Below are 24,815 nucleotides of genomic sequence, written 5' to 3'. Positions count from 1 at the left end.
CCGGAAAGTCGATCGACCGAGAAGGTGGAGCATGGCCGCGCGGAGCACATACCTGGAACTGTCCGAGGACGGCGGAAGCTCGCACAAGTTCTACGAGGTCGTGGTCGACGGGACCGAGGTGACGATCAGGTACGGCCGCATCGGCGAGTCGGGCCAGTGCAAGGCGTCGGCGTTCGCGAGCGCGGCGAAGGCCGAGGCGGCCGCCGCGAAGAAGATCAACGAGAAGGTCCGCCGGGGTTACGCCCCCGCCGTCCAGGGGGTGCGCCAGCGCCGCGCGGTCACCCGGCGCAGCGTGGAGAGCGCCCGCTCCACCGCCACCCAGGCGCCGGTGCTCTGGCGCTTCGCCAGCGGCGCGGCGGCGTTCGGCATCTTCGTCGACTCCGAGCGCTGCTGGGTCGGCAACCAGCGTGGCGACGTCTACACCGTCACCCACGGAGGCACCGTCACCGGCCGCTTCAAGCTGCCCGACGGGGTCAAGTGCATCGTCGGCGACGACTTCTGGATCTACGCGGGTGCCGACGACGGCAAGGTCTACGACCTCGGCGGCAAGGTCCCGAGGGTCGCGTACGAGATCGCCGAGGACGTCGACATCTACTGGCTCGACATCCACGACGGCGTGCTGGGCGTCTCCGACCGCGCCGGGCGGATCACCACGATCGACCACGAGGACGAGTTCCAGTGGGCGCGCAAGGGCAGGGGCGACTCGGCCTGGATGGTCCGTTGCGACGACGAGGCCGTCTACCACGGTCACTCCACCGGGGTGGCCCGCTACGACGCCGCCGACGGCGCGCCGGTCTGGGAGACGCCCGTCAACGGCGCGGTGCTGTTCGGCTGGCAGGAGGCCGACTCGGTCTACGCCGGAACCTCGCGCTCCACCGTGCACCGCCTGCGCAAGTCGGACGGCGCCTCCCAGGCGGTCTACCTCTGCGACGCCACGGTCTTCTCCTGCGCCACCGCCCCCGGCGGCCGGTACGTCTTCGCCGGAGACAACCACTCCTCCATCTACTGCTTCGACCAGAGCGGCGAGCGCCTGTGGAAGCTGGCCACCGGCTGCGGCTCCGCCTTCTCCATGCAGTATCTCGACGACCGCCTCTACATCGTGACCACCGACGGCACCCTGGCCTGCATCGACGCCACCGAGGAGGCGATCAGGGCGGCCCAGGACGGCACCCTTCCCGAGGCGGTCGACGTCAAGGCGTCCGCCGGGCTCGCGGTGGTGGAGCCCACCGCCGTGCTGGAGACCGTGGTGTTCGACACCGTCCCGGACACCGGTGACGGCGTGGTGCTGGAGTGCTTCCGCGAGGGCGAGCGGCTGCGGGTGCGGGTCCTCAGCGAGGGCTACGACGTGCGGCGGAACGTGCAGTTCCCCAAGGGCGTCCGCGAGGCCGGGGCCCGCTATCTCGTCGAGGGCGTCCGCTTCTCCGAGCGGGGCGGTTTCTACCGCGCGTACGGCGACATCAAGCGCCTGCTCTGATCACCCCCCGGACGGGGCGCTCGCAAAGCTGACGAAATTTTGTCAGATACTGCCGCTTCCTGACCTTTCTTCCGCGTGAATGTCCTAGCGTCCGATACATGGTGCGCGACGGCCGCGGTGAGGCCCAGGTGAAAGCGGCGGAGGGCCCCGCCCGCGGGGAGAACCCGGCTCATCCCGGCAGAGGTGAGCCGGGCCACGAGAATTCCGCTCGTGAGGGCTTCAGGCGTGAGGGCTTCAAGCGTGAGGGTTTCGCGCGGGAGGGTTTCGCGCGCGGCGCGGAGAGCGCGGTCGCCGCCGTCGTGGAGGTGAACGTCTTCCCGCTCAAGAGCGCGGGCGGCACCTCCCTGACCGCTGCCGAGCTGACACCGGCCGGGCTGCGGCACGACCGGGAGTTCATGCTGGTCCGGCCGGACCTGCGGCACCTGTCGCAGCGGGAGGTGCCCCGGCTGGCGACGCTGCGGCCCGCGTACGACGGCGCGGTGCTCGTCGTGCGCGCGCGCCCGGGGCGGCGACGCCCCTGGTCCACGAGCCGCTGGACGGGCCGGCGCTGGACGTGACCGTGCACGGGAAGCCCTGCCAGGGGCTGGACCAGGGAGAGGTCGCGGCCGCGTGGTTCTCTGACCTCCTCGGGCTGCCCTGCCGCCTGGTCCGCTTCACCGGCACCCGGGCCACCTCGCGGGGCGGCGGCACGCTGGCGTTCGCCGACGGCCAGCCGCTCTCCGTGCTGTCGCGCGAGTCCCTTGACGACCTGAACCGGCGCGTGGACGGCCCGCTGCCGATGGACCGGTTCCGGCCCAACATCGTGCTGGAGGGACTTGGCCCCTATGGCGAGGACGCGGTCTCCAGGTTGCGGATCGGCGCCGCCGAGATCGAGCTGATCAAGCCCTGCGGGCGCTGCGTCATCATCAACGTCGACCAGGACTCCGCGCGCAGGAGCGGCGAACCCCTCCGGGTCCTGGCCGGCTACCGGACCCGGGTCTTCGAGGGCGATCGCGGCATCATGTTCGGCCGGCTCGGCATCCCGCGCGCCCTCGGCACGATCGCGATCGGTGACGCGGTCAGCGTGTCGTGAGGGGCGACCGGTGCGGCGACTCCGACCGGCGCGGCGACCCGCCCGAGACGGCGGGCACGCTCTTGTAGGAGGTTTTTCTGGCCGGGGAATGTCAGATACCGGCCACACTTTCCGGGACGTCTCGGGCGGACCGGGTGACGACGGAAAAGCCCGTCGCGGGCCGGAACCGAGGGTGAGGGTTCCGGCCCGCGACGGAGCGGGTCAGGCCGGGGCGTTCCACTTCTGGTTGGCGTTGCCGCTGCACTCCCAGATCTGCAGGCGGGTGCCGTTGGCGCTGGACTGGCCGGTGGCGTCCAGGCACTTGTTGGCGGCCGGGTTCACGAGGTCGCGGGCCGCGGAGTAGGTCCACCGCTGGGCCGCGGTGCCGTTGCAGTCGTACAGCTGGATCTGCGCTCCGTTGGCGGTGGAGGCGGCGGTGACGTCCAGGCACTTGCCGAGGGCGCGCACGGTGCCGTCGGTGCCCAGGGTCCACTGCTGGGCGCCACTACCGTTGCAGTCGTACAGCTGGATGGGGGTGCCGTTGGCGGTGGAGGCCGCGGCGACGTCGACGCACTTCCCGCCGATACCGGTGATCTGTCCCGTACGGCCGCCGCCGGGCGGGGCGTAGACGCGGACGTAGTCGACGGTGAGCTGCTGGGGGAAGGTGGTCGAGGCGTCGGGCGAGCCGGGCCAGTTCCCGCCGACGGCCAGGTTGAGGATCATGAAGAACGGGTGGTCGTAGACCCAGGGGTTGCCCCGCGTGTCGGCGGGGGTCTTCCTGGAGTACTGGATCCCGTCGATGTACCAGGTCACCGCGCCGGGCTCCCAGTCGACGGCGAAGGTGTGGAAGGCGTCGGCGAAGGCCTGGCCCGCGGGGAGGTTGTAGCTGCCGCTCAGCGGGCTGCCCCCCGAGTAGCCGGGACCGTGGAGGCTGCCGAGCACCTGCCCGGGGACGCTGCCGACGTTCTCCATGATGTCGATCTCGCCGTTGGCGGGCCACTGGGCCCCTCCGGTGCCCAGCATCCAGAACGCGGGCCACATGCCCTTGCCCCGGGGGAGCTTCATCCGGGCCTCGAAGCGGCCGTAGGCGCGGGTGAAGGTCGCGGCGGTGGTGAGCTTGCCCGAGGTGTACTCGCACGAGCCGTACCAGCAGCCGAGCCCCGCGGGGTTGCCCTTGCGCGCGGTGATGACCAGGTTGCCGGCGCCGTCGTGGGCGATGTTCTCGTTGCCGGCCGTGTAGTACTGCCGCTCGTTGTTCCCCCAGCCGCCGCCGCCGACGTCCCGGCGCCACTTGGAGGTGTCGGGGCCGGCGCCGGAGGCGGCGTTGAACTCGTCCGACCACACGAGGGGGCCGGGGGCGGGGGCGGCCAGGGCCCGCTGGGTGGCGGGCTGGGCGGTGGTGGCCTGGGCGCCCGCCTGGGAGGGGACGAGCGTGGCGGAGCCGAGGGCGAGGAGTGTCGCGGCGAGGAGGCCGCCGATCCGCGCGAGCCGGGTCCGCGCGGGGCGGGGGCCGGTGAGGGGCGCCGGGCTGGTGGAGATCATCGGCTGTTCCTTTCGAGCCGGTGTCCGCTGGAAGGGGGTCACGGTCTAGAAGCCGGCCGTGATGCGGGTGAACTCCCAGTTGGGCTGGGAGATGCCGCTGCACTCGGAGGACGCGTTGCCGCCGGGGCAGGGACGGTCGCGGTTGACCGCCCAGTAGGCCAGACGGGTCAGGCCCTTGGACTTGGCCCAGTCACGAATCTGGGTCCAGGCCGCCACCGTGGTCAGCTCGCCCTGGTCGGACAGGCCGTTCATGCCGGAGATGCCCATCCGGGCGTACGCCTGCGCGTCGGTCCAGCCGTTGGCGGCCTTGAGGGCGTTCTTCAGGCCCTCGGAGGCGTTGACGGTGTCGTTGTAGATGTTCGAGGCGCCGAAGTCGAACGGCATGATCGTGTAGTTGTCGATCGGCACGGCCAGCGCCTTGGCCTGGTTGATCAGGCGGATGCCGTGGGAGGTCGGGCCGGTGGTCGAGGTGCCGAAGGTGACGGCGATCTTGACGTTCGGGTTGTTCTGCTTGACGATCTTCAGGCCGTTCAGGATGCGGTCCTGGACGGTGAAGTTCTCGAACTCGTCGTTGTTCTCGATGTCGAAGTCGACGACCGCGGGGCCGACGGCGTTGATGACCTGCTGCACGGCTCCGGCGTAGGCGGCCGGGGTGGAGCAGTTCGGGCCGAGCTTGTTGCCCGACCAGCCGCCGAAGGAGACTTGGACGCTGCCGCCCGCGGCCTTGATCTGGTTGATCGCGGCCTGGTCGGTGCCGCCGGTCAGCGGCCTGGAGCCGTCCCAGCGCGGGGTGCAGCCGCCGCCGGACAGGATGAACGCCATGGTGAAGGACTTCACGCCGGTGGTGCTCATGATCGTCGCCGGGCTCGGCGGGTTACCCCAGCCCATGTAGAGGTACGGGGCTCCGGCCATCTTGCCGGCCGGAGGGGGCGGGGTGGTGCCGCCGTCGCTCGGGGCGTTCCACTTCTGGTTCGCGGTGCCGGTGCAGGTCCAGATCTGCAGGCGGGTGCCGTTGGCGCTCGACTGGCCGGTGGCGTCCAGGCACTTGTTGGCGGCCGGGTTCACCAGGTCGTTCGCGGCGCTGTAGGTCCACTGCTGTGCCGCGCTGCCGTTGCAGTCGTACAGCTGGATCTGCGCTCCGTTGGCGGTGGAGGCGGCGGTGACGTCCAGGCACTTGCCGAGGGCGCGCACGGTGCCGTCGGTGCCCAGGGTCCACTGCTGGGCGCCACTACCGTTGCAGTCGTACAGCTGGATGGGGGTGCCGTTGGCGGTGGAGGCCGCGGCGACGTCGACGCACTTTCCGCCGATGCCGGTGATCTGCCCGGTGGCGGCGGCGGCCGGCGACGCGGTCGTCACGCCGGCGAGGGCGAGAACGACGACGGTGAACATCCCGCCGAGTGTGGCGGGGAGCGACATGCGACGGCGCCGGGGAGTCGGCTGTCCGGTGTCCATGCGCGGATTTCCTTCCGTCTCGGGGAGTGACGTACGGGTGACGCGCCCCGTGGGGCGCGACGCGCGCGTGACATCACGGCCCTTATCAGGGGGGTGACATGCGGTGCTGCCGGACGCGGCGAGCGTGCTCTCCACGGGCGGCCGTACGGGTGGCCCGGAGTGGGCCCGCCGTGCGGCGGCACGCGGTGCTCGGCGCGTCCTTGAGCCCTGCCGCGACGGATACGGCAGGGAGAACGGGAGCCTTCACGGACGCGAGGCGGCCAGTGCGCCCCACCCCCGTGACGGGGTGTGGTTCAGGTGGTGGGGCGGGTGCGATCATCGTGCCCGCCGCCATGCGGTGTCAGGGAAAGCGAGTCATGGGGGTCCCTTCACGGCAAGGTCTCGCTTGCCCGGGACCTTAAGGCAGCCTTCGTTCTCTAGTCAATACAAGCAGTAAAAAAAGCCTCACCGTTCCGGGTTCGCGCTCGTGCGAAACGCTGTGAACTGGATGGGAAAGGGGAAGCGGGCTCGCGACGGAAGGCCTGGGGGGAACGTTCCAGAACGCGGGATTGTCAGGGTTTCCTGTCAGGATTTCCTGTCAGGGCGTCGCGGGCCGGCGTTGGGAGAGACGCGTGAGACCCGGTATGGCGGTGCGCCCGCTGTGGCATCGTACGGTCTGGTGTCGCATGTGTGGTTCGGTGCCCCGTGATGGGATGCCGTGCGGATTATCCGCGGCGTGGCGTTATTCATTGTCCTTTCCGACTTTTCGTATGGTGTGATGTCCGGTAGGTGGCGAGCCCTCTCGCGCGCCGCCAGGCGATCGACAGTGGGGTTCACGCTCATGCTTCGTGGAGACAGGGTCCTGCTCAGGGCCATCACCAAGGAGGACCTGGTCCCGCTCCACCGGTTGAACGACGACGTGGAGACGGCGGCCGGGGCCACCACGACGCCTTGGGTTCCCGAGACGATCGACCAGGTGATCGCCCACTACGAGGGGCGGAAACCCGATCCGGCCAACGTCGACTTCGCCATCCAGTCCCTCTCCGGGGATCTGCTGGGGTCCGGCAACGTCTGGGGGATCGACACCCTCAACCGCAACGGGCACCTCGGCATCTCGCTGCTTCCCGAGGCGCGCGGCCACGGCTACGCCCCCGACGCGCTGAGGCTGCTGTGCGACTACGCCTTCCGCATCCGGGGCCTGAACCGGCTGGGCCTGGAGACGCTCGCCACCAACAGCGCGATGATCGCCGCCGCAGAGAAGACCGGCTTCCGCCGCGAGGGCACGCTCCGCAAGCACGCCTGGGTGGCCGGCTCCTTCGTCGACGAGGCGCTGTTCGGCCTCCTCGCCTCCGAGTTCAACGACCTGCGCACCACGAAGGATCTGTGAGCGATGAAGACCTGGCTTCCGATCGGCCTCGGAGTCCTGCTCGTCCTGGCGGGCGGCCTCTGGGCGCTCCAGGGCCTCGGCTACGTGGGCGGCAGCTCCATGAGCGGCGCGCGGGAGTGGTTCTGGATCGGCCTGGCGACCCTCGCCGTCGGCCTCGTCCTCGCCGTCTCCGCCTTCCGCCGCGGCCGCCGCTGAGCCCTCCGCGGGTTTCGTACGGCGGAGGGCTCGCGCGGAGCCTTTAGCGTTTGCCGCCGGAGCCGTCGAGCCCGGCGCGGCGCAGGGCGTCGGCCATCGCGCCGCTCGGCGCGTTGCGCTGCCGGTCGCCGCTCTCCTGACGCTGCCGGTCGCCGCGTCCCTGCCCGCCCTGGCCGCCGCGTCCCTGGCCGCCCTGGCCGCCACCGCGTCTGCCGCCGCCGTCGCCCTGGCGCTGCCCGCCGCCACCCTCGCCGCGCCCGCCACCCTGCTGGTCGCGCTGTTCGCGCGGACCTCGGGGTCCCGAGGGCTTGACGTCGTCCTCCAGCCGGAGGGTGAGCGAGATGCGCTTGCGCGGGATGTCGACGTCGAGCACCTTCACCCGGACGATGTCGCCGGGCTTGACCACCTCGCGCGGGTCCTTGACGAAGGTGTGCGACAGCGCCGACACGTGGACCAGGCCGTCCTGGTGCACGCCGACGTCGACGAACGCGCCGAAGGCGGCGACGTTGGTGACCACGCCCTCCAGCAGCATGCCGGGCTTGAGGTCGGAGAGCTTCTCCACGCCCTCCTTGAAGGTCGCGGTCTTGAAGGCGGGTCGCGGGTCGCGGCCCGGCTTCTCCAGCTCGGTGAGGATGTCGGTGACGGTCGGCAGGCCGAAGGTCTCGTCCACGAACTCCTGCGGGCGCAGGGCCCGCAGCGCCGTGCCGTTGCCGATCAGGGACGCGAGGTCGCCGCCGGTGCTCTTCAGGATGCGCCGCACCACCGGGTACGACTCCGGGTGCACGCTGGAGGCGTCGAGCGGGTCGTCGCCGTCGCGGATGCGCAGGAAGCCCGCGCACTGCTCGAAGGCCTTCGGGCCGAGCCTGGCCACCTCCTTCAGCGCCTTGCGGGAACGGAACGGGCCGTTGGCGTCGCGGTGCTGGACGATGTTCTCCGCGAGCCCGGAGCCGATGCCGGAGACCCGGGTGAGCAGCGGCGCGGAAGCGGTGTTGACGTCGACGCCGACCGCGTTCACGCAGTCTTCCACCACGGCGTCGAGCGAGCGGGAGAGCTTCGTCTCGGCGAGGTCGTGCTGGTACTGGCCGACGCCGATCGACTTGGGGTCGATTTTGACCAGCTCGGCCAGCGGGTCCTGGAGCCGCCTGGCGATCGACACGGCGCCGCGCAGCGACACGTCCATGCCGGGCAGCTCCTGCGAGGCGAACGCCGAGGCGGAGTAAACCGAGGCCCCGGCCTCCGACACCACGATCTTGGTCAGCCCGGGGACCAGCTTCACCAGCTCGCCCGCGAGCTTGTCGGTCTCGCGCGAGGCGGTGCCGTTGCCGATCGAGACGAGCTCCACGTCGTGTTTCCTGGCCAGCGCGGCGAGGGTGACCAGCGACTGGTCCCACTGCCGGCGCGGCTCGTGGGGGTAGATCGTGTCGGTGGCCAGCACCTTGCCGGTCGCGTCGACCACCGCGACCTTCACACCGGTGCGCAGCCCGGGGTCCAGCCCCATGGTCGCGCGGCTTCCGGCGGGCGCGGCGAGCAGCAGGTCGCGCAGGTTCGCGGCGAACACGCGCACCGCCTCCTCCTCGGCGGCCTGCCACATGCGCATTCGCAGGTCGATGCCGAGGTGGACGAGGACGCGGGTGCGCCAGGCCCAGCGGACCGTGTCGACCAGCCACGCGTCGGCGGGCCGCCCCTGGTCGGAGATGCCGAAGTGGTGCGCGATGCGGCCCTCGTAGGTGCCGGTGGGCTCCTGCTCGGGCTCCAGGGTGAGAGTGAGGACCTCCTCCTTCTCGCCGCGGAACATCGCCAGGATCCGGTGCGAGGGCAGCTTGGTGAACGGCTCGGCGAAGTCGAAGTAATCGGAGAACTTGGCGCCCTCCTCCTCCTTGCCCTCGCGGACCGCCGCGATCAGGCGGCCCTTCGTCCACATCCGCTCGCGCAGCTCGCCGACCAGGTCGGCGTCCTCGCCGAAGCGCTCGACCAGGATCGCGCGGGCACCGTCCAGCGCGGCGGCGGCGTCGGCCACCCCCTCGCCGACGAACGCCTCGGCCGCGGCCCGCGGGTCGACCGACGGGTCGGCCAGGAGACCGTCGGCGAGCGGTTCGAGCCCCGCCTCCCTGGCGATCTGCGCCTTGGTCCGCCGCTTGGGCTTGTACGGAAGGTAGATGTCCTCCAGGCGGGCCTTGGAGTCGGCCGCCAGGATCTGCGCCCGCAGGGTGTCGTCGAGCTTGCCCTGGCCCTGGATCGACTCCAGGATCGCGGTGCGTCGCTCCTCCAGCTCCCGCAGGTAACGCAGCCGCTCCTCCAGCGTGCGCAGCTGCGTGTCGTCGAGCATCTCGGTGGCTTCCTTGCGGTAGCGGGCGATGAACGGCACGGTGGCCCCGCCGTCGAGCAGGTCCACCGCCGCACTCACCTGTCGCTCGCGCACACCCAGCTCTTCGGCGATCCGCTGATGAATAGACGTGGTCACGATCTCTCTTCCTCTGTGATGGCAGTCCCAAGCTACCGTCTCACCCCCCTGGCGGGCCGGAGAGCCGGAGGGACGAATCACATGAGAGCCGGAAAAGAACCGTGAGCGATCCGGCGCGCACCGCCGCCGGTCGCACGGGCGCGCCGGTGCGTGCCGGAACGCCCGCCGCGGGGGACACCGGGCGCGGGAAGGAGGCTAGGGCAGCGTCTCCACGGTGGGGGTCAGACGCGTCCACTCGACGGTGGCCTCGGCCGCGTTGCCACCGGGGGTTCCGGTCACCCAGTGCGTGAGCTGGGGGCTCTCTCTGCTGTCCTGGATCACCCAGGTCGCCCCGGTATCGGCGCCGTCCCTGAACAGGCGGGCCGTCCCCGCGCTGTCCACCCGCACCCTCCAGGTCGCGGCCCGGCCGGCGGTGTCCAGCGCGTAGACCTTCTCCCAGACGGCGGATCCCTTGCGCATCGTCCACACCCCGCTCCGCTGCACGGTCAGCATGAGCCGCTTGGCGCCGTTGGCCACCTTCACGCCGAGGCAGACACCGTTGCCGGTACGCGGGTCGAGCGCGCTGTCGTCGTCCACCCTGCCGCGGAACTCCAGGGTGAAGTCGCATCCCTTGGAGGCGTCGAGGGGGAAGGACGCCCGGCACGCCGCGGTGCCGGTGCTTCTGAGCCGGAGCCCGCCACCGGCGGCCCGCGCCCCACCGCCCAGCGTCCAGCCCCTCGCGTTCGCGCCCGCGGTCCAGTCGCCCGCGGCGAGGGGCGCTCCGGAGACGGGACGGGAGATGTCGAGCTTGGCGACCTTGATGTTGGTCTGGTTGTGCTCCCAGACGACGAAGAACCGGCCGGGCTCGTACTCGTCGGCGCTGGGGTAGACGTCCCATCCCCGGGCCGCGCCGCTCGTCAGCCGGGGGCCGTCGGCGAAGAGCCGCGCCGGTTCCCAGGGCTCGCCGGGCCGCCTGACCTTGTAGTAGAGCACCTCGCGATACTGGTCGGGCTTGCTCGCCGAGGAGCCGGTGAACGGCCCGGCCAGCGTGTTGAAGATGGCCAGGTGGCGGCCCGCGGAGTCGCGCGTGAAGAACGTCTTGACGTAGTAGTTGGGCAGGTTCGCGTCCAGCCTCAGCGGTGACCACGTCAGCCCGCCGTCGGTGCTGGTCGCCGTGGCGCTGTGGGCCGCGCCCGAGCGGTAGCGGGCGTCGCGCGCCGCCGCCGAGGTGCCGCTCCTCAGATCCAGGGCGCGGGTCACCATCACGAGCGTCCCGGGGTCGTCCTGGGAGGGCGCGATCTGCGGCTCCTCGATCGCCACCCCCGGCGGGTTCTCCGCGATGCCGCCGGAGGTCCAGGTGACCAGGTCGGCCGAGCGCAGCACGCCCGCCTTGTTCGTGCCGCCCGAGTGCCGCCAGTACGGCACCAGCCACACACCGCCGTGCCGCAGCGGCTTGCCCGCGACGACCACGCCCCTGCCGTTGTCCGGCACATCGACGGTGACGGGGAAGGCGGCCCACGTACGGCCGCCGTCGGTGCTCCTTTTGACGACCAGCGAGGTGGGGAAGCCGTCGACGTCGCCCTCCCGGTCGCGGTCGCGTTCGACGGAGATCAGGCCGAGCAGCGCGTACAGCGTGCCCGCGTCGTTGAGGAAGATCACGTAGTGGTAGCGGGTCGTGGCGGTGGCGGCGGCCAGCGTTCCCACCGTCCACCTCAGGCCGCCGTCCTCCGAGCGGGCGTACATGATGGAGCCCTGGTCGGTCGGCGCCGGGTCCCGCGCGTCCCGGACCCCGGCCCGCCAGGCGACCACCAGCCGCCGGTGGTCCAGGGCGACGATGTCGGGAACCCTGTTGCCCTCGTGGGCGAGCTCCCCGTCGGGATTTCTGTCCACCGTGCCGTACACGGTCACGGGAGGGCTGACATCTGATCCGACGATCTCGGTTTCCGGCCAGGGCATGGATCACAGCGAACAGGTGGCGGGTGGACGGGAGGTTACCGGGGGGTGACGCCCACACGGCCGTCGTCCCCGCACCCGCCCGCCCGCGCCCGTGGCGGTCCGCGCCGTGACCCGCCGCGTGGGTCCGCGGGCCGTCGGGCAGGCCATGGGGTCTTCGCCAAGGGGGGCCGAGCAGGGGCGTCGGAGGCCGCCGGGGCGTTCCGCGGGAGAGGTGGGACGAACGGGAATGTTCGGCTAATGAAAATCGTTATCAGCGGCATCGTGCAACCAGCCAACCCCGAGAGGAGCCGACCGTGGCCAGAAACGAGGTGCGCTCAGTGATCAAGCTGAGGTCGACCGCGGGCACCGGTTTCACCTACGTGACCCGCAAGAACCGGCGTAACGACCCCGACCGGCTCACCCTCGTCAAGTACGACCCGATCGTCCGCCAGCACGTCCCGTTCCGAGAGGACAGATAGTCATGAAGAAGGGCATCCACCCCGACTACCACCCGGTCGTCTTCCGCGACCCGAGTGCCGGTTTCGCCTTCCTGACCTGTTCGACCGTCACCAGCCGCAAGACCGTCGAATGGGAGGACGGCAACGTCTACCCGGTGGTCGACGTCGACGTCTCCTCGGCGAGCCACCCCTTCTACACCGGGCGCAGCCGGGTCGTCGACACGGCCGGGCGCGTCGAGCGCTTCAAGCAGCGCTACGGGAAGAGCTGACGCCGGACCGATCCCGGGTCGGGCCGGCCGGGGCCGAGCCGCTCCCGTCAGCCGCAGGTGACCTCGGTGAAGGTGGGGGGAGTGGCGGCGGCTCCCACGAAGCCGATGTCGGAGACGGTCGCCCCCGGCGGCAGCGACGGCTTCTCCAGGGGAGCATGGATCATCGCGACGGGACCGCTCTGCATGTGGGTGCCGTTCCAGGACTGCCTGAAGGTCGCCTCGCGCGGCTGCATCCACTGGATGTACCAGTCACGCATCGGCCGGTCGGTGGTGTTGCTGATCGTCGCGGCGCCCCGGTAGCCACCCGGCCATGACTCCACCAGGGTGACCGTCGCCCGGCACCTCGCGGACGCCGTGGCCGGGGTGTCCCGCTTGGCGGTTTTGTGGACGGGCGTGGGAGGCGAGGACGCCGGGGCGTCCCCGTCGGCGGGTGGGGACACCGGGGCGGAGCTGAGGGAGGGCGGAGAGGGCGGGTGCGCCACGGCGTGCCCGCCCTCCGTCGTCCGGCCGGCGCAGGCCGCCACGACCAGGGCCACCGCCGCTCCGAGCGAGACGAGACCCAGCAGGGGGGCGATCTTCGTGGTGAGCGGCACGAGACTGCCTTCCTCCCTTTCGCGAGGGCGCGGCGGCCGTGGGGGGCGGTGGTCCGGCACGGACGCGGCGATCCGGCGATTCGCCGGTCTTGTCGATCTGCCGGTTTGTCGCTCCGCCCCTGCTCCGTTCCGCCGGACCGGCGGAACGGAGCAGGGGCGGGCGCGGGTCGGTCCCCGCCGGTACGCACCGGCGGGGACCGCGTCCCGCTAGGGGCTGGTGCAGGTGACGGATGGGGAGCCGCTGGTTCCCGTTCCGGTGAATCCGAAGGTGGTCGAGGCGCCGGCCGCTATCGTGCGGTTCCAGTCGACGTTCTTCGCCGTGACGGTGGACCCCGACGTGGTGTGCGTGGCGCTCCACAGGCTGTTCACCGAACTGCCGCTACCGAGCGTCCAGCTCGCCGTCCAGCCGTTGATGGTGGCCGTGCCCGTGTTTCTCACGGTCACCTCGCCCTGGAAACCGCCCGACCAGGAGCTTATGGTCCGGTAGGTGGCGGCGCACGCGCCGGGTCCGGGCGTTGGTCCGGGCGTCGGCGTCACGGTGGGGGTGGGGGTGGGGGTGGGCGTCGGGGTCGGGTCGTTGCCCGTCCGGCCGACACCGGTCACCTGGCCGTTGCCGCCGTCGAAGACGACGTCGGAGCAGTTGTAGAACGTCTCCGCGCTGTCGGAGCGCTTCCACACCGAGTAGATGATGTGACGGCCCGACTTGCCCGACGGGAGCCTGGCGTTCCAGTAGTAGTTGGCGTCGTTGGTGCCCGGCGAGCCGACGCTCTGCGGGTGGTCGGCCGTGTGGAAGGGCTCACTCTCCAGGTCGTCCCAGGTCAGTGCCCGGTTGGGGTTCCAGCCGTCCTTGGTGATGTAGAGGTAGAACCAGCCGGGGTGCGCGGCCCACTTGTTGTACTTGAACTGGATGGACGCGCCCGAGGTCAGGTGCGTCACCGGCCAGTTGGCGCTCGGGAGGTCGTACCCGCTGTAGCCGGGATTGCCGCCGCTGCACGCCTGCCCGTCGGGGATGAACCCGCGCGTCCGCCCGGCCCCGTCGGACCGCAGCAGGCTGAACCAGTTGTACAAGGAGTTGGCCCCGCTCTGGGCCACCGCCGCCGAGCACGCCTGGTTGATGGGCACGATGTTCCCCTGCGGGGAAAGACCGTCCTGCCAGCAGAAGAAGGTCCGGCTGCCGGGCGTCATCATGGCGCCGTGCGCCGAGGCCGGCTGCGGAATGAGGACGACGGCAAGGAGCGCGGTCATGAACGTGACCACACCGGCGACAGCCATACTTCGCCATTTACTCACAGAATTACCCTCCCTTTCGAGGGGTGACGAATTGCTGATCAATGGCGGTGAGGCGCTCACGCGAGACGGACTCTAGGTCGCCGATCCCGGGGTGTAAACGGAGCGCTTTTCCCGCGCCGCGCCGGCGGCTCGTCGTACCAGCTCAGAGAGGGTACGAGGCGGTCTCGCGAGATGAAAGGTTCACGGCCGGAGCGTGTCCCGGAGGGGGTTCGCGCGACGGTCTGCCAGGGCAAGGGAGAAGGCGGCGCGGGAAAACGGAAGACCGGCCGGAAGCGTGTTCCGGCCGGTCTTCGCGGGGCCTTCGCGGGGCCTTCCCGGGGAGGACGGGTCGGGGACGAAATCCCTTTCCCGGTACGGCTACCGCGTTCCTCCCGCCGCGACTTTCTCCAGCGCGGGTCCCGAGAGCCGGTACCTGTCCCATTCGTCGAGCGGTTTCGCGCCGATGGCCCGGTAGAAGTCGATGGCCGGGGTGTTCCAGTCGAGCACCGACCATTCGAAGCGGCCGTAGCCGCGCTCCACGCAGATGCCCGCCAGCTCGGCGAGCAGCTTTTTGCCGTACCCGCCGCCCCGGTGGTCGGGATGGACGAAGAGGTCTTCGAGATAGATCCCGTGGGTGCCCAGCCAGGTCGAGTAGGAGACGAACCAGATCGCGAACCCCGCGATCCTCTCCCCGTCGACGGCGATGTGGCAGAACACGCTGGGGGTGGGGCCGAAGAGCGTCTCGTGGAGCATGTCCTCGGTGTTCTCGACCTCGTCCAGCGCTTTCTCGTACTCCGCGAGTCCACGGATCATGTCGATGATCGCCGGGACGTCGTCCGGCGTTGCGGGGCGAATCATGCTCGAAGTCTAGGTGGGGGCTGCGGGCGAACCGGGTGAGGAAAAGGGATTTTTGGTGGTAAAACGTCTTATATGGGGCCGCCTGGCTGTACGGGTGGCTCCTCCCGTAAGTTGTCTGCTGATCGAAGTGCGGGTCGTTGAGAGAGGCGGGTCACCATGTCGACAGAGCCCAACGGGGAGCGGCTGGCGGAGCTCAGGCAGGCGTTCGCGGCCATCGACACCGATGGCGACGGATTCATCACGGAGCGGGAGTTCGGCGAGCACTTTCCCGCCCTGCCCGCCGAGGCCATCGGGTCGCTGAACCAGAACGGTGACTCCGACGGCGACGGCCGGTTCTCGTTCGAGGAGTTCGTCCGCCTGGTCTCCCGCGACTGATCCGCCCCCGCTCCCGGAACCGGCGGCCCCGGTCCGCTCCCGCGAACCGGCAGGCCTCTTCCGGGAGCGCGCGGCGTGTCGTGCCGTGCCGTGTTCTTCCCCCAGAGGTCCCCGTCAGGGCTCTCTCGACGCCGCTGCGGACCTGGCCGCGGCCACCGGCGATCGCGAATCGGCCGGGATCAGTGCGAGACGGGGATGCTCCCGTCGGAGACCGCGCGCAGTGACTCCTCGACGGTGGAGTCGATGGGGAACGCCTCTCGCAGCCTGGTCAGGTCGAGCAGGCGGCCGAGGAACCCGTGCACGCCGACGAGGCGCAGCCAGCCTTTCCGCTCGTAGGCGCGCCGCAGGCTCGTCAGCAGCACCCAGATGCCCGTGGAGTCGCAGAATCCCAGTGCCGTCGTGTCGACGACCAGACAGATATGACCGCGCCTCATATAGTCCGCGAGCTTTTCCTCGAGCATCGGTGCGGAGGACTTGTCCAGGTCGCCGATCAGGGTCACTACGGAGAAGTGCGGGTGTGCGTCCACGGTAACGGAAAGTCGAGTCATATCGCCCCGCTGTCTACGGCAGTTGGAGACAGCGCCCTGTCGGGAGCCGTACGAAGGACGGGTGCCATTAGCCCCACCGTACGCCCGTGGCTCATGACAGTTCAACAAGTGACTGCGAACTGCCAGCGGTCAGGAAGGTTGGCGGACGGGCGCCGCGACCCGTTCCGGCGCATCACCGTCCCAGGTCGTCGCGGTGAGACGGGCGTCGGTGCCCTCGCCCGAAACGCTCACGCGGAGTGACGGACGGCGGGCCCGCCATGGGGTGCCGTTTGCCCCATCCGCCCCCGGGCACGCCAGGAAAATGGGAACCAGTGATCCGGCGGTGCTCACCGTCAACGCGGGATCGTCGAGCCTCCAGCTCCACCTCGTCCGGGACGGTCAGGTCCTGCGCACCGAGCACAGCGAGCGGAGCCTCGACCCCGGGGCGGCGGAGCGGGCGATCACGGACTTCCTCGACGCCGCCCCCGACGCAGGCCTCGCCGCGGTCGGCCATCGCCTCGTCCACGGGGGCGAGGCCGTACGGGAGCCGGCGGTCGTCGACGACGGCGTGCTGGAGGCGGTGCGGGAGTACGCCGACCTCGCCCCGCTGCACGTGCCGCCCGCCCTCGCGCTCGTCGAGGCCGCCCGGCGCAGGCTGCCCGACATCCCGCACGTGCTCTGCCCCGACACCGCCTTCCACGCCGGCCTCCCCGACCGTGCCGCCACCTACGCGCTGCCCGCGGAGTGGAGGAGCCGCTACGGCCTGCGCCGCTACGGCTTCCACGGCCTGTCGTACGCCTGGGCGCTGGGCCGGGCCGCGGAGATGCTCGACCGGCCCGCCGGCACTCTCCATGTCGTCCTGACCCACCTCGGCGGAGGCTCCTCGGTATGCGCCGTCCGCGAGGGCCGCAGCGTGGACACCTCGATGGGGTTCACCCCGCTGGAGGGGGTCCCGATGAGCAAGCGGTCGGGGAGCGTCGATCCCGGGATGCTGCTGTGGCTGCTGTCCGGTTCCCGGCTCACGCTCGACGAGTTGCGCGACGGCCTGGAACGGGAGTCGGGGCTGCTCGGGCTCTCGGGCGGGAAGTCGGGCGACACCCGGGAGCTGGTCGCCTCCGGGGACCCCGCCGCCGCGCTGGCCCTGGCGGTGTTCGAGCACCGGGTGAGCCGGGAGATCGCCGCCGCCGCGACGAGCCTGGACCGGCTCGACGCGCTCGTGTTCACCGGGGAGATCGGCTGGGACCAGCCGGAGGTCCGCGAGGCCGTCTGCCGTCGGCTCTCGCTGCTCGGCGTCGAGCCGCCCGCCCGTACCGGCCTCGACACCGACGGGACGGTCAGCGCGCCCGGCGCGTCCGTGCCCGTGCTGGTGGTCCGGCCCCGGGAGGAACTGCAACTCGCCAGGGAGACCCTCGGCGCGCTCGACCGGCGTCGGTGAGAATCCGGCGCGGGATCAGGCCACCGGCCAGTGGAACCGGTCAGCGGAACCGTCCGGGGACCTGCGAAGACCTTCAAGGACGTTTCAAGGGAAGGGGGAGGAGCGATCGTGACCCACGATCTCATCAGGGGCGCCGAGGGCGGCGTCCTCGCCACCGCGGCGATGAGCGCGGTGATGCTCGCCGGAGACCGCGCGGGTCTCATGGGGGACCAGCCGCCCAAGCGGATCGCCCGCGCCTTCCTGCCGGGCCACAGGCACCGGCCCAAACCGGGAGAGGGCGTGCTGGGCGCGGTCGCCCACTTCGGCTTCGGCGCCGCGTGCGGGGCCGCGTTCGCCCTGCTCCACGGGAGACGCCGTGCTCCGGTGACGCTCGGGGTGGCGTACGGGCTGGCGATCTGGTTCGTCAGCTATCAGGGCTGGGTGCCGAAACTGGGAATCCTGCCCCCGATCGCCCAGGACCGGCCGGGGCGTCAGGCGGTGATGGCCACCGGCCACGTGGTGTACGGCGCGATGCTCGCCCTCGCGGTGAACGCCCTCCGCCGCGAGACCTGATGGACCGCGCGGCATGCGCGGGACTTCGCGGTGAACGGCCTCGTCGGGCGGGCCGCCCCCGGGTCCCCGCGGGGCGGCCCGCCTCTTCCGTGCCCATGCCGGGATGGGAAGGTGCGGGCCGCCACGGTGATCGCGGAGACGGTGGAACGGTCTGTCCCGCGAAGGGGATCCCGTCCTGCGAACTGTCACCGAGACATTAGGAGGCGGCCACCGAGGCCGTGACCGGCTGCCCGGCCGAGAGCGTCTGCCGTATCGGCTTGCCGACGGTACGCGCCGCGCCGGGACCTTCCGGCGCCTCCTGGACGTCCGCGGGGTTGATCCTGCCGCCGTGCTCGTCATGGTGATCCGCGTCCGCGTCGTCGAACCACACGCCGCCGTCCGCGAGGTAGCGGAAGCGGATGGGCCGCCGTGCGGGGACCATCAGGCTCACCTGGTAGGTGCCGTCGTCCCTGCGCTGCATGGGATGGGCGTAGGGGTCCCAGTCGTTGAAGTCACCGACCAGCGAGACCCCGCCGACGGTCGGGCTCTCCGCTATGGTAAAAGTCAGCTTGACCTGGCCGTTCTTGGTCGGCTTACCGCGCTTGATCACTGAAATCCTCCTGACATCACTGTCTCCGTGCGTAATGTGCCGTGATCTTGTTTGCGGAAAGACGTGAAGATCACGCCAACTACCGGATCGCGCCGACATGGACGTGACGCGACCAGAAGGTCGACGCCCAGTCACGGCCGAGCCGTCGATCCATATGGATCGTTACCGCCCGTAGCGGCAAGACAACCCGGACAGACCGATATTTGATCGGCATCACGTCCGACCTTGACCCGGCCGTGATGGTTGATCGGCCCCCGGCCGGGGGCGGGCGCGCGTCGGCCAGGATGGTGGGGTGGACATACGGCCTATCTCCCCGTCCTCGCTGGTGGAGGAACTCGCTGACCGGGTGGCCGCGGAGCCCCGCGACTCCTGGGTGCGCGTCGCGCTCGACGGGGCTCCGGCGGCGCGGCCGGAGAACCTCGCCGACGCGCTGGCCGACCCGCTCAGGCTTCGCGGCAGGGAGGTGCTCCGCGTCTCCACCGCCGACTTCCTGCGCCCGGCCTCGCTCCGCTTCGAGTACGGCCGGACCGACCCGGACTCCTTCTACACCGACTGGTTCGACTACGGGGGGCTGGTCAGAGAGGTCCTGGGGCCGCTCGACCCCGGCCGGTCGGGAAAGGTGCTGCCCACGCTCTGGGACAGCACCATCGACAGGGCCACCCGCGCGTCCTACGTCACGCTTCCCCCGGGCGGGGTGCTGCTGATGGCCGGACCCCTGCTGCTGGGCCGGGGACTGCCGTTCGAGCTGACCGTGCACCTGAGACTCTCGCCGGGCGCGCTGGCCCGGCGCACCCCGGACGGGCAGCGCTGGACGCTGCCCGCCTACGCGCGCTACGAGGAGGAGATCGCTCCGGCGGAGGTCGCGGACGTGGTCGTCCGCGTCGACGACCCGAGGCATCCGGCCCTGGTCACACCGTCATGACCCGCCTTCGGGTGGAACGGGACGCGAAACCGGGACGGGACGGCGCGGGAGCCGGACGCGAGAGCCGGGATCCCGCCGGACGCGGGAGCCGGGCGGAGTTGAGGTTCCGGCCCTGAGGCGGGAGCTGGGCGGAGTTGAGGCTCCAGCCCTGACGTGGGAGCCGGGAGAAGTTGAGGCTCCGGCCCTGAGGCGGGAGCCGGGCGGGAGCGGCGGCGGGGATCCGGGGCGAGGGTGATGAGCCGACGTGGAAGCGGGGCGCGTCCCCCGGGGCCGCGCCCTGCCTTCGATTCTCCGGCCGCGGCGCTACACGCCCGCGCGCGAGGGCATCCTGCCCTCGGAGTACGAGCCGCGGTACGACTCCTGCTCCAGGGAGGGCCGCATCTCGTCGCGGGTCTCCTCCATTCGCAGCGCGATCCCCATCGCGAAGAAGGTCGGCGCCCACTCGCCGATGAAGATTCCCCAGCGGTCCGCCCGATCGATGCCCGCGCTCTCCTTCGCGGTCGACGTGAACCACGCCGCGACCGACGCGCCGATCGAGGCGAGCCCGGCGAGGTACATCATGTTGGACTTCACGCCCATTTTGTGAAGCATATTGATCATTTCATCCCCCTGATGATGGTTCGTTCTTATGGTTACCCCGAGGGACCATGGATAACCGAATGTGACGAATCGCAGGTGGGAGCTCCCCCGGACGTGCGGGCCCCGTCAGCTCATGTCGTCTCGCGAGGTTCGGCGTGCTTCCGCTCACCCTTCTCGCCGAGACGTTTGAGAAGGTCCTCGCGCCTGGCTTCGAGCTCGCGGACAAGGATCTCCTCCTCGTCGGCCAGGTTGATCACCATTGCCCGCTCGGTGGAGTCGGTGGGGCCGATCTCCCCGACCTGCCCGCGCAACTCGGCGACCTCGGCACGCAGTCTCTCCAGGTCCTCTTCGATCTGCCGCAGTTCTTCCTGAAGGCTCATCCGCTGTCCATACCCCTGCTTTCGGCCACGACTCCACGGCCCTGGCCGCCGCGCCCCGCCGCCGCTCCCACCCATGCCGCTCTCCGGTCCCGCGACCTCGGTGATCGGAAAGCACGCCGCGCGGTGACGGGAACCCGACCGGCCCGGCCGGTGTACCTCCCGCATGAGAAGAATCCTTATCCTCCTGGCGTTCGTCGTCCCCCTGCTGGCCCTCGGCGCCCCGGCGCGGGCCGGAGGCTGGGCGCTCACCGTGATGGACCCGGTCCCGGTGACGAGCCCCGACAAGACGTACACACTCGGCTTCTGGCTGCTCCAGCACGGCACCCACCCGTACGTGGGCGACGACCTGGGGGAGGTCGCGCTGGAGTTCACCGACGGCAAGAGAACTCTCCGGTTCCCCGGCGTGGCGCTGAAGGAGCCCGCCCACTACGCCGCCGCGGTCTCCCTGCCCAAGGGCACGTGGGAGATGGAGGGAATCCAGGGCTGGTTCGCGCCCTACCGGATCGGCACCCTGGCCGTGCCCGGCGAGCTGAAGGTCGCCCCGGTTCCCAGGGAGTTCAGGCAGATGATCGCCAACCAGTCGCCGCAGCAGGACCACTGGGGCGTGATCCGCCCGCCGAGCGTTCCCGTCGGTGACGTCACTCCCGGCATCCCTCCCTCCAGGGCCGCCACCCCCGTCATCACCCCGGCGGCGGCGCCCGCCGGAGGGTCGCCCGGGGATACGACCACCGTCGCGGTCGTGGAACAGCGATCCTGGTGGCGGCCCTCGTACGCGGTGGCGGCACTTCTGGGAGCCGTCGCCCTCGCCGCTCTCGCCTACCGGGTACGGCGACGCTGACCGCCGGGGCGAGCCCGGAGAGCGGCTCGCCGACGGCAGGGGCGCGGGGCGGTGGAGCAGGGGAAGGCCCCGATCAGCGGAACAGAGGAAGGTCTGGGGCGGCGAGCAAGGAAGACCCGGGTCAGCGGAGCAGGGATCTCGCCGTCGGCGTCAGGTTCAGCCGCTCGAGAGGGGAGGCCAGGCGCGCCGACAACTCGGGAAGCACCTCCTTCGCCCACCTCGCCGAACGTGCGAGCCGCTCGGCGTGCTCGTCGTGCCGCTCCTGGCTCGCGAAGGCGGAGAACCACACGAAGACGTCTTCGCCGGTCCGCACCGGCAGGGCCGGATAGGTGTTCTCGGCGTGTTCGGTACGCAGGCGGGCCAGCGGGGCGGCACCCGTCTCCGCCAGCAACGGCGCCACCCGGTCATCGAAGAACCGGGCGAACTCGTCGCCGGGTATGCCCGGGTGGCAGATGGCCGCGGTGAACAACGACGAGGCCGCCCCGTCGTTGGTGATGGAACCGGCCGTCGTGGGACGGGTTGTCGTCTCCACGTTCGTCGCGGGACGGGCCGTCACCTCACCGTCCACCGTGGGATGGGCTGTCGCCTCGCCGTTCCTCGCGGAACCGGCCGTCGCCTCACCGTTCGCCGCGGGACGGACGGCGCCCGAGAGGTCGAAGCCCGCTCCCGGGCCCGCCGGGCGGAGCAGCAGGACGTCGTCGGAGTCGATCATCGTCCCGTTGGCCTCGTCGCTGTGGGCCTTCCACACCGGCCCCCCGTAGAAGGCCGTCAGTGCTTCGGCCCGCGACTCCATGTCGCGGAACTCGCGCAGCCAGACGAACCTTCCGGGGTCGTCCCGGTCGCGGAACTGGCCGACGACGCGCATGCCCGCGGCCTCCTGGGACTCGACGAACTCCCTGTCGAACAGGGTGATCAGGTCGTCCCTCCTGCCGGGGCGCAGCGTGTACCGCCTCAGTTCGAGGATCGGGCAGCAGGCGTTCTCCGCCTGCCCGTGAGGGGCGTCGTTCGTCACCGTGGTCGGTCCTTCCCTGAACTGCTCAGTGGTGCCCGCATGCTAGGAGCAGGTCACTGACACCTTGCGTCAGTGACCTGCTCCTGTGTCCGGGCACCACCGTCATGTCCGGCCGGTCCGATATGGAGCCCGTAACACGCGAGGTGTCACGGGCTCCTTCACTGTCAGTCGTCGTCCTGGTCGTTGGCGTCGGCGTCGGCGTCGTCGTTGGCGTCATCGGCGGCGTCGGCGGCCCGTTCGGCGGCGGTCTCGGTCTCCTGGTCCTGCTCCAGGATCGCGCCGGTGGTGGCGTCGATGTCGAATTCGTGCTCGACGTCGTCCTGGCGGAGCTCGATCTCCCAGCTGGTGGGAGTCTCGTCGCCGTCGAACTCGGCCTTGACGAGCTGGGCGCCGGGCACCTTGTCCTGAGCGATCTTGATGGCCGCGTCCCGCTTGACCTTGGCCTCCGCCTCACCGGGCGCGGGCGTCGCGGGGGCGGTCTCGGTCCCGGGCGTCTCGTTCACCGGCGCGGGCGTCGTCGCCGTACCGCTGGGGGCCGGGGTGGGCGTCGCGGTTCCGGCGAAGGCTACTGCGCCACCTCCGGAGACAACGGCGAGGAGTCCGGCGGCGGCGATGGTGAGTTTCGTCGTGTTTCGCATGTCCCAGAGCTTGCCGGGTCTCCCGTTAGCGGCACGCTGCGGCAACCCTAAAGGCAGGTTAAGACCGTCGAGCGGGTCCGTGACCCGGCTTCGGCCCCCGTACCCGGCCCGTTTCGGTCCGGTCGCCGAGGGATCTCGCAGGGAACCGGGAGCCGGAAGCGGGCCGCGTGGATCTCACAATGGGGTCTTGTCGAAGTGCGGTCCGAGGATCACTGTCGGAGCAGGGGGGATCGAAACCCTGGAGGATCGCCATGACTGAAGTCACCCGGTCCCATCCGCTCGGAGTCAGCCGCCCGGATCTCGCCGTCGCTGACCTGCCCGAGCCCGAGGAGGTTTTCGGAGTCTCCCGGCTCGGCAGGAAGGAACTGTTCAAATACGCCGTCGGTCCCAGCCTCATCGCGCTCGGCATCTCCATCGGCAGCGGCGAGTGGCTGCTGGGGCCGCAGGCCGTCGGCCAGTACGGGTTCGTCGGGGTGGGCTGGGTCATCCTGGTCTCGGCCATCCTGCAGACCTTCTACAACGTCGAGTGCTCCCGCTACGTCGTGGCCACCGGTGAGGCGCCGGTGGTCGGCTGGGGGCGGGTGCCGCCCGGCTTCCAGCTCTGGGTGCCGCTCTCGGTCTTCGTCGTGATCTTCGCGTTCATCGCCGGGGGCTGGGCCGCCTCCGCCGGGCAGGGCGTGTACGCACTCGTCCACGGCGAGGTCGCGCCCGCCGGGGCCGAGGAGCCCCGGCTGTGGGCGATAGGCCTGCTCCTGCTCGTCTTCGTCATCACCGCCGCCGCCCGCAGGATCAGCAGGGCCCTGGAACTCGCCAACTGGGGCATGGTCGGCGCGATCCTGATCGCGCTGCTGGTCATCGACCTGTTCGTGGTGCCGTTCGAGATCTGGTGGGACGCGATCCGCGGTTTCGTCACCCCCGCGGCGCCACCGGCGGGGATCACCGCCACCCAGCTCGGTGCGCTGGCCGGGTTCACCGCGCTCGCCTCCGGGCTGAACTGGTACGTCATGGGCCACTACCGTGACAAGGGCTACGGCATGGGCTACCGGACCGGGTTCATCGCCGGCATGCGCGGGCCGAAGAACGAGTTGCTGGCCAGTGGCGTGACCTTCCCCGACGACGCCGCCAACGCGGGCCGCTGGCGCCGCTGGTACCGCCTTCTGCTGGTGGACATGTGGGGCGTCTTCTTCGTCGGGGCCGTCCTCGGGATGCTGCTGCCCACCATCCTGATGTCCAGGGCGGTCGAGCTGTCCGGCGAGCGGCCGACCCAGGAGAACGTCCCGACGTTCGTGGCGAGCGCCCTGGGCGACGAGTACGGCCAGGCCATGTTCGTCGGCGCGCTGATCCTGGGGGTGCTGATCCTCTTCTCCACCCAGCTCGGCATCTTCGAGGCGATGGTCCGGGTGGTGACCGACGCCGCCCACGCCACCAGCCCCCGGCTGCGGGTGCTCATCGAGGGCGACCCCCGCAGGTTCTACTACCCGTTCATGTTCGGCCTGCTCGTGGTCATCGCCGTCGTGCTGCACCTGGCACTCCCGGTGAGCCTGGTGCAGTGGTCGGCCAACATGTCCAACCTGGGCGCGCTGATCTATCCGTTCATGCTCATGTACCTCAACGCGAGGTTGCCCCGCCCGGCGCGTCCCCGCTGGTGGCACTACGTGATCCTGGTGCTGAACTTCCTGTTCTTCGGGTTCTTCTTCGTCAACTTCATCGCCGATTTCATCGGTGATCCGCTGGTCACCTTCTGATCCCGCCCAAGCCGTTCCGAGCCTCTTCGAACTCGGCTGATCCCGGCTGATCCCGGGTGCTCTCGCCGGCGATCCGCTCCGAGACCCGCTCCGGGATCCGGCTCCCGTTTTCCCGCGTCCCCGGCCTCCCGTCCGGGGACGCGGCGCGAGGACGGGGGGAAGCTGAACCCGGCATGCCGGTCCTGCGTACCTGCCAGTGAAAGCGACCTCGAAACCGGTGGCGCGAGGCCGGACCCGAGCCGCGGTCCCGGCTCGTGGCCGGGCGCGATCCGGCGTCGTGCCCTCGCGCCTCCGATGACGCGGATCTCCACGCTGGAAGGA

General features: G+C 70.7%; 26 protein-coding genes. 13 read left to right on the top strand and 13 right to left on the bottom strand.

Annotated features, from left to right (window positions below; translation table 11 throughout):
• The first annotated feature begins 31 nt into the window (after positions 1-31).
• The 3 genes from ACSDR0_RS00760 to ACSDR0_RS00750 all read left to right on the top strand — a co-directional run bounded on the left by ACSDR0_RS00760 (position 32) and on the right by ACSDR0_RS00750 (position 2,546).
• On the top strand, positions 32-1,474 hold the full coding sequence (locus tag ACSDR0_RS00760) for a WGR domain-containing protein (RefSeq protein WP_435286716.1): 1,443 nt from the start codon (positions 32-34) through the stop codon (positions 1,472-1,474).
• A 98-nt stretch (positions 1,475-1,572) separates the two neighbouring features.
• Complete coding sequence (locus tag ACSDR0_RS00755; protein WP_435286715.1) at positions 1,573-2,031, top strand: MOSC N-terminal beta barrel domain-containing protein; 459 nt, start codon at positions 1,573-1,575, stop codon at positions 2,029-2,031.
• Entirely contained in the window at positions 2,028-2,546 is a 519-nt protein-coding gene (locus ACSDR0_RS00750) for an MOSC domain-containing protein (RefSeq protein ID WP_435286714.1), read from the top strand. Before ACSDR0_RS00755 ends, ACSDR0_RS00750 begins: the two co-directional genes overlap by 4 nt.
• A gap of 201 nt (positions 2,547-2,747) precedes the next feature.
• On the opposite strand, the gene ACSDR0_RS00745 is transcribed toward ACSDR0_RS00750, so the two are convergent.
• Positions 2,748-4,067: a ricin-type beta-trefoil lectin domain protein gene (locus tag ACSDR0_RS00745; protein ID WP_435286713.1), complete on the bottom strand. Its 1,320-nt coding sequence runs from the start codon at positions 4,065-4,067 to the stop codon at positions 2,748-2,750.
• Between the two features lie 45 nt (positions 4,068-4,112).
• Positions 4,113-5,519, bottom strand: a complete 1,407-nt coding sequence (locus tag ACSDR0_RS00740; RefSeq protein ID WP_435286712.1) for a ricin-type beta-trefoil lectin domain protein — start codon at positions 5,517-5,519, stop codon at positions 4,113-4,115.
• Between the two features lie 820 nt (positions 5,520-6,339).
• Between ACSDR0_RS00740 and ACSDR0_RS00735 the strand changes: the two genes are divergently transcribed.
• On the top strand, positions 6,340-6,885 hold the full coding sequence (locus tag ACSDR0_RS00735; protein WP_435286711.1) for a GNAT family N-acetyltransferase: 546 nt from the start codon (positions 6,340-6,342) through the stop codon (positions 6,883-6,885).
• A 3-nt stretch (positions 6,886-6,888) separates the two neighbouring features.
• On the top strand, positions 6,889-7,080 hold the full coding sequence (locus ACSDR0_RS00730) for a hypothetical protein (RefSeq protein WP_435286710.1): 192 nt from the start codon (positions 6,889-6,891) through the stop codon (positions 7,078-7,080).
• A 43-nt stretch (positions 7,081-7,123) separates the two neighbouring features.
• On the opposite strand, the gene ACSDR0_RS00725 is transcribed toward ACSDR0_RS00730, so the two are convergent.
• Together ACSDR0_RS00725 and ACSDR0_RS00720 are read right to left on the bottom strand one after the other, a co-directional pair.
• The gene (locus tag ACSDR0_RS00725; protein WP_435286709.1) at positions 7,124-9,541 is read right to left on the bottom strand and encodes a Tex family protein; all 2,418 of its coding nucleotides are present in this window, start codon (positions 9,539-9,541) and stop codon (positions 7,124-7,126) included.
• A 195-nt stretch (positions 9,542-9,736) separates the two neighbouring features.
• Positions 9,737-11,476 (bottom strand): sialidase family protein, encoded by a 1,740-nt coding sequence (locus tag ACSDR0_RS00720; RefSeq protein WP_435286708.1) that lies wholly within the window; start codon positions 11,474-11,476, stop codon positions 9,737-9,739.
• 293 nt (positions 11,477-11,769) lie between these two features.
• Here ACSDR0_RS00720 and rpmG point away from each other — a divergent pair, with 293 nt between their 5' ends.
• Both rpmG and ACSDR0_RS00710 read left to right on the top strand, forming a co-directional pair.
• Positions 11,770-11,934 carry a 50S ribosomal protein L33 gene (gene rpmG, locus ACSDR0_RS00715; RefSeq protein ID WP_329084587.1) on the top strand — a complete coding sequence of 55 codons (165 nt, stop codon included), beginning with the start codon at positions 11,770-11,772 and terminating at the stop codon, positions 11,932-11,934.
• 2 nt (positions 11,935-11,936) lie between these two features.
• Positions 11,937-12,182, top strand: coding sequence for a type B 50S ribosomal protein L31 (locus tag ACSDR0_RS00710; RefSeq protein ID WP_435286707.1), 246 nt, complete (start codon positions 11,937-11,939; stop codon positions 12,180-12,182).
• 47 nt (positions 12,183-12,229) lie between these two features.
• Here the strand turns inward: ACSDR0_RS00710 and ACSDR0_RS00705 are convergent, their stop codons facing one another.
• The 3 genes from ACSDR0_RS00705 to ACSDR0_RS00695 form a co-directional block, all read right to left on the bottom strand.
• A complete protein-coding gene (locus ACSDR0_RS00705) occupies positions 12,230-12,775 on the bottom strand; it encodes a cellulose binding domain-containing protein (protein ID WP_435286706.1) in 546 nt (181 codons plus the stop codon).
• A gap of 207 nt (positions 12,776-12,982) precedes the next feature.
• Positions 12,983-14,020, bottom strand: a complete 1,038-nt coding sequence (locus ACSDR0_RS00700; RefSeq protein ID WP_435286705.1) for a lytic polysaccharide monooxygenase auxiliary activity family 9 protein — start codon at positions 14,018-14,020, stop codon at positions 12,983-12,985.
• 402 nt (positions 14,021-14,422) lie between these two features.
• Positions 14,423-14,902, bottom strand: coding sequence for a GNAT family N-acetyltransferase (locus ACSDR0_RS00695; protein ID WP_435286704.1), 480 nt, complete (start codon positions 14,900-14,902; stop codon positions 14,423-14,425).
• A 156-nt stretch (positions 14,903-15,058) separates the two neighbouring features.
• Here ACSDR0_RS00695 and ACSDR0_RS00690 point away from each other — a divergent pair, with 156 nt between their 5' ends.
• Positions 15,059-15,277, top strand: coding sequence for an EF-hand domain-containing protein (locus ACSDR0_RS00690; protein WP_350968267.1), 219 nt, complete (start codon positions 15,059-15,061; stop codon positions 15,275-15,277).
• A gap of 179 nt (positions 15,278-15,456) precedes the next feature.
• On the opposite strand, the gene ACSDR0_RS00685 is transcribed toward ACSDR0_RS00690, so the two are convergent.
• Positions 15,457-15,804, bottom strand: a complete 348-nt coding sequence (locus ACSDR0_RS00685) for an STAS domain-containing protein (protein ID WP_435286703.1) — start codon at positions 15,802-15,804, stop codon at positions 15,457-15,459.
• Positions 15,805-16,126: 322 nt separating this feature from the next.
• On the opposite strand from ACSDR0_RS00685, the gene ACSDR0_RS00680 reads away from it, so the two are divergent.
• Together ACSDR0_RS00680 and ACSDR0_RS00675 are read left to right on the top strand one after the other, a co-directional pair.
• Positions 16,127-17,239, top strand: coding sequence for an acetate/propionate family kinase (locus ACSDR0_RS00680; RefSeq protein WP_435286702.1), 1,113 nt, complete (start codon positions 16,127-16,129; stop codon positions 17,237-17,239).
• A 108-nt stretch (positions 17,240-17,347) separates the two neighbouring features.
• Positions 17,348-17,791 carry a DUF6789 family protein gene (locus ACSDR0_RS00675; RefSeq protein ID WP_435286701.1) on the top strand — a complete coding sequence of 148 codons (444 nt, stop codon included), beginning with the start codon at positions 17,348-17,350 and terminating at the stop codon, positions 17,789-17,791.
• Between the two features lie 196 nt (positions 17,792-17,987).
• Here the strand turns inward: ACSDR0_RS00675 and ACSDR0_RS00670 are convergent, their stop codons facing one another.
• A complete protein-coding gene (locus tag ACSDR0_RS00670) occupies positions 17,988-18,380 on the bottom strand; it encodes an isoamylase early set domain-containing protein (protein WP_435286700.1) in 393 nt (130 codons plus the stop codon).
• A gap of 292 nt (positions 18,381-18,672) precedes the next feature.
• On the opposite strand from ACSDR0_RS00670, the gene ACSDR0_RS00665 reads away from it, so the two are divergent.
• Positions 18,673-19,302 (top strand): uridine kinase, encoded by a 630-nt coding sequence (locus ACSDR0_RS00665; RefSeq protein WP_435286699.1) that lies wholly within the window; start codon positions 18,673-18,675, stop codon positions 19,300-19,302.
• A 303-nt stretch (positions 19,303-19,605) separates the two neighbouring features.
• Here ACSDR0_RS00665 and ACSDR0_RS00660 read toward each other — a convergent pair whose 3' ends face one another.
• Together ACSDR0_RS00660 and ACSDR0_RS00655 are read right to left on the bottom strand one after the other, a co-directional pair.
• On the bottom strand, positions 19,606-19,881 hold the full coding sequence (locus tag ACSDR0_RS00660; RefSeq protein WP_435286698.1) for a hypothetical protein: 276 nt from the start codon (positions 19,879-19,881) through the stop codon (positions 19,606-19,608).
• A 131-nt stretch (positions 19,882-20,012) separates the two neighbouring features.
• The gene (locus tag ACSDR0_RS00655; protein ID WP_435286697.1) at positions 20,013-20,261 is read right to left on the bottom strand and encodes a hypothetical protein; all 249 of its coding nucleotides are present in this window, start codon (positions 20,259-20,261) and stop codon (positions 20,013-20,015) included.
• Between the two features lie 163 nt (positions 20,262-20,424).
• Between ACSDR0_RS00655 and ACSDR0_RS00650 the strand changes: the two genes are divergently transcribed.
• Positions 20,425-21,099 carry a hypothetical protein gene (locus tag ACSDR0_RS00650; protein WP_435286696.1) on the top strand — a complete coding sequence of 225 codons (675 nt, stop codon included), beginning with the start codon at positions 20,425-20,427 and terminating at the stop codon, positions 21,097-21,099.
• 121 nt (positions 21,100-21,220) lie between these two features.
• Here ACSDR0_RS00650 and ACSDR0_RS00645 read toward each other — a convergent pair whose 3' ends face one another.
• Complete coding sequence (locus tag ACSDR0_RS00645) at positions 21,221-22,111, bottom strand: NIPSNAP family protein (RefSeq protein WP_435286695.1); 891 nt, start codon at positions 22,109-22,111, stop codon at positions 21,221-21,223.
• A 164-nt stretch (positions 22,112-22,275) separates the two neighbouring features.
• Positions 22,276-22,749 carry a PepSY domain-containing protein gene (locus tag ACSDR0_RS00640; RefSeq protein WP_435286694.1) on the bottom strand — a complete coding sequence of 158 codons (474 nt, stop codon included), beginning with the start codon at positions 22,747-22,749 and terminating at the stop codon, positions 22,276-22,278.
• 251 nt (positions 22,750-23,000) lie between these two features.
• Here ACSDR0_RS00640 and ACSDR0_RS00635 point away from each other — a divergent pair, with 251 nt between their 5' ends.
• Complete coding sequence (locus ACSDR0_RS00635) at positions 23,001-24,494, top strand: Nramp family divalent metal transporter (RefSeq protein WP_435286693.1); 1,494 nt, start codon at positions 23,001-23,003, stop codon at positions 24,492-24,494.
• Positions 24,495-24,815 lie beyond the last annotated feature (321 nt).

This window comes from Streptosporangium sp. G11 (genome assembly GCF_051192615.1).
In the GTDB taxonomy this organism is placed as follows: domain Bacteria; phylum Actinomycetota; class Actinomycetes; order Streptosporangiales; family Streptosporangiaceae; genus Streptosporangium.
This window is presented reverse-complemented; position numbering and strand designations above follow the sequence as displayed.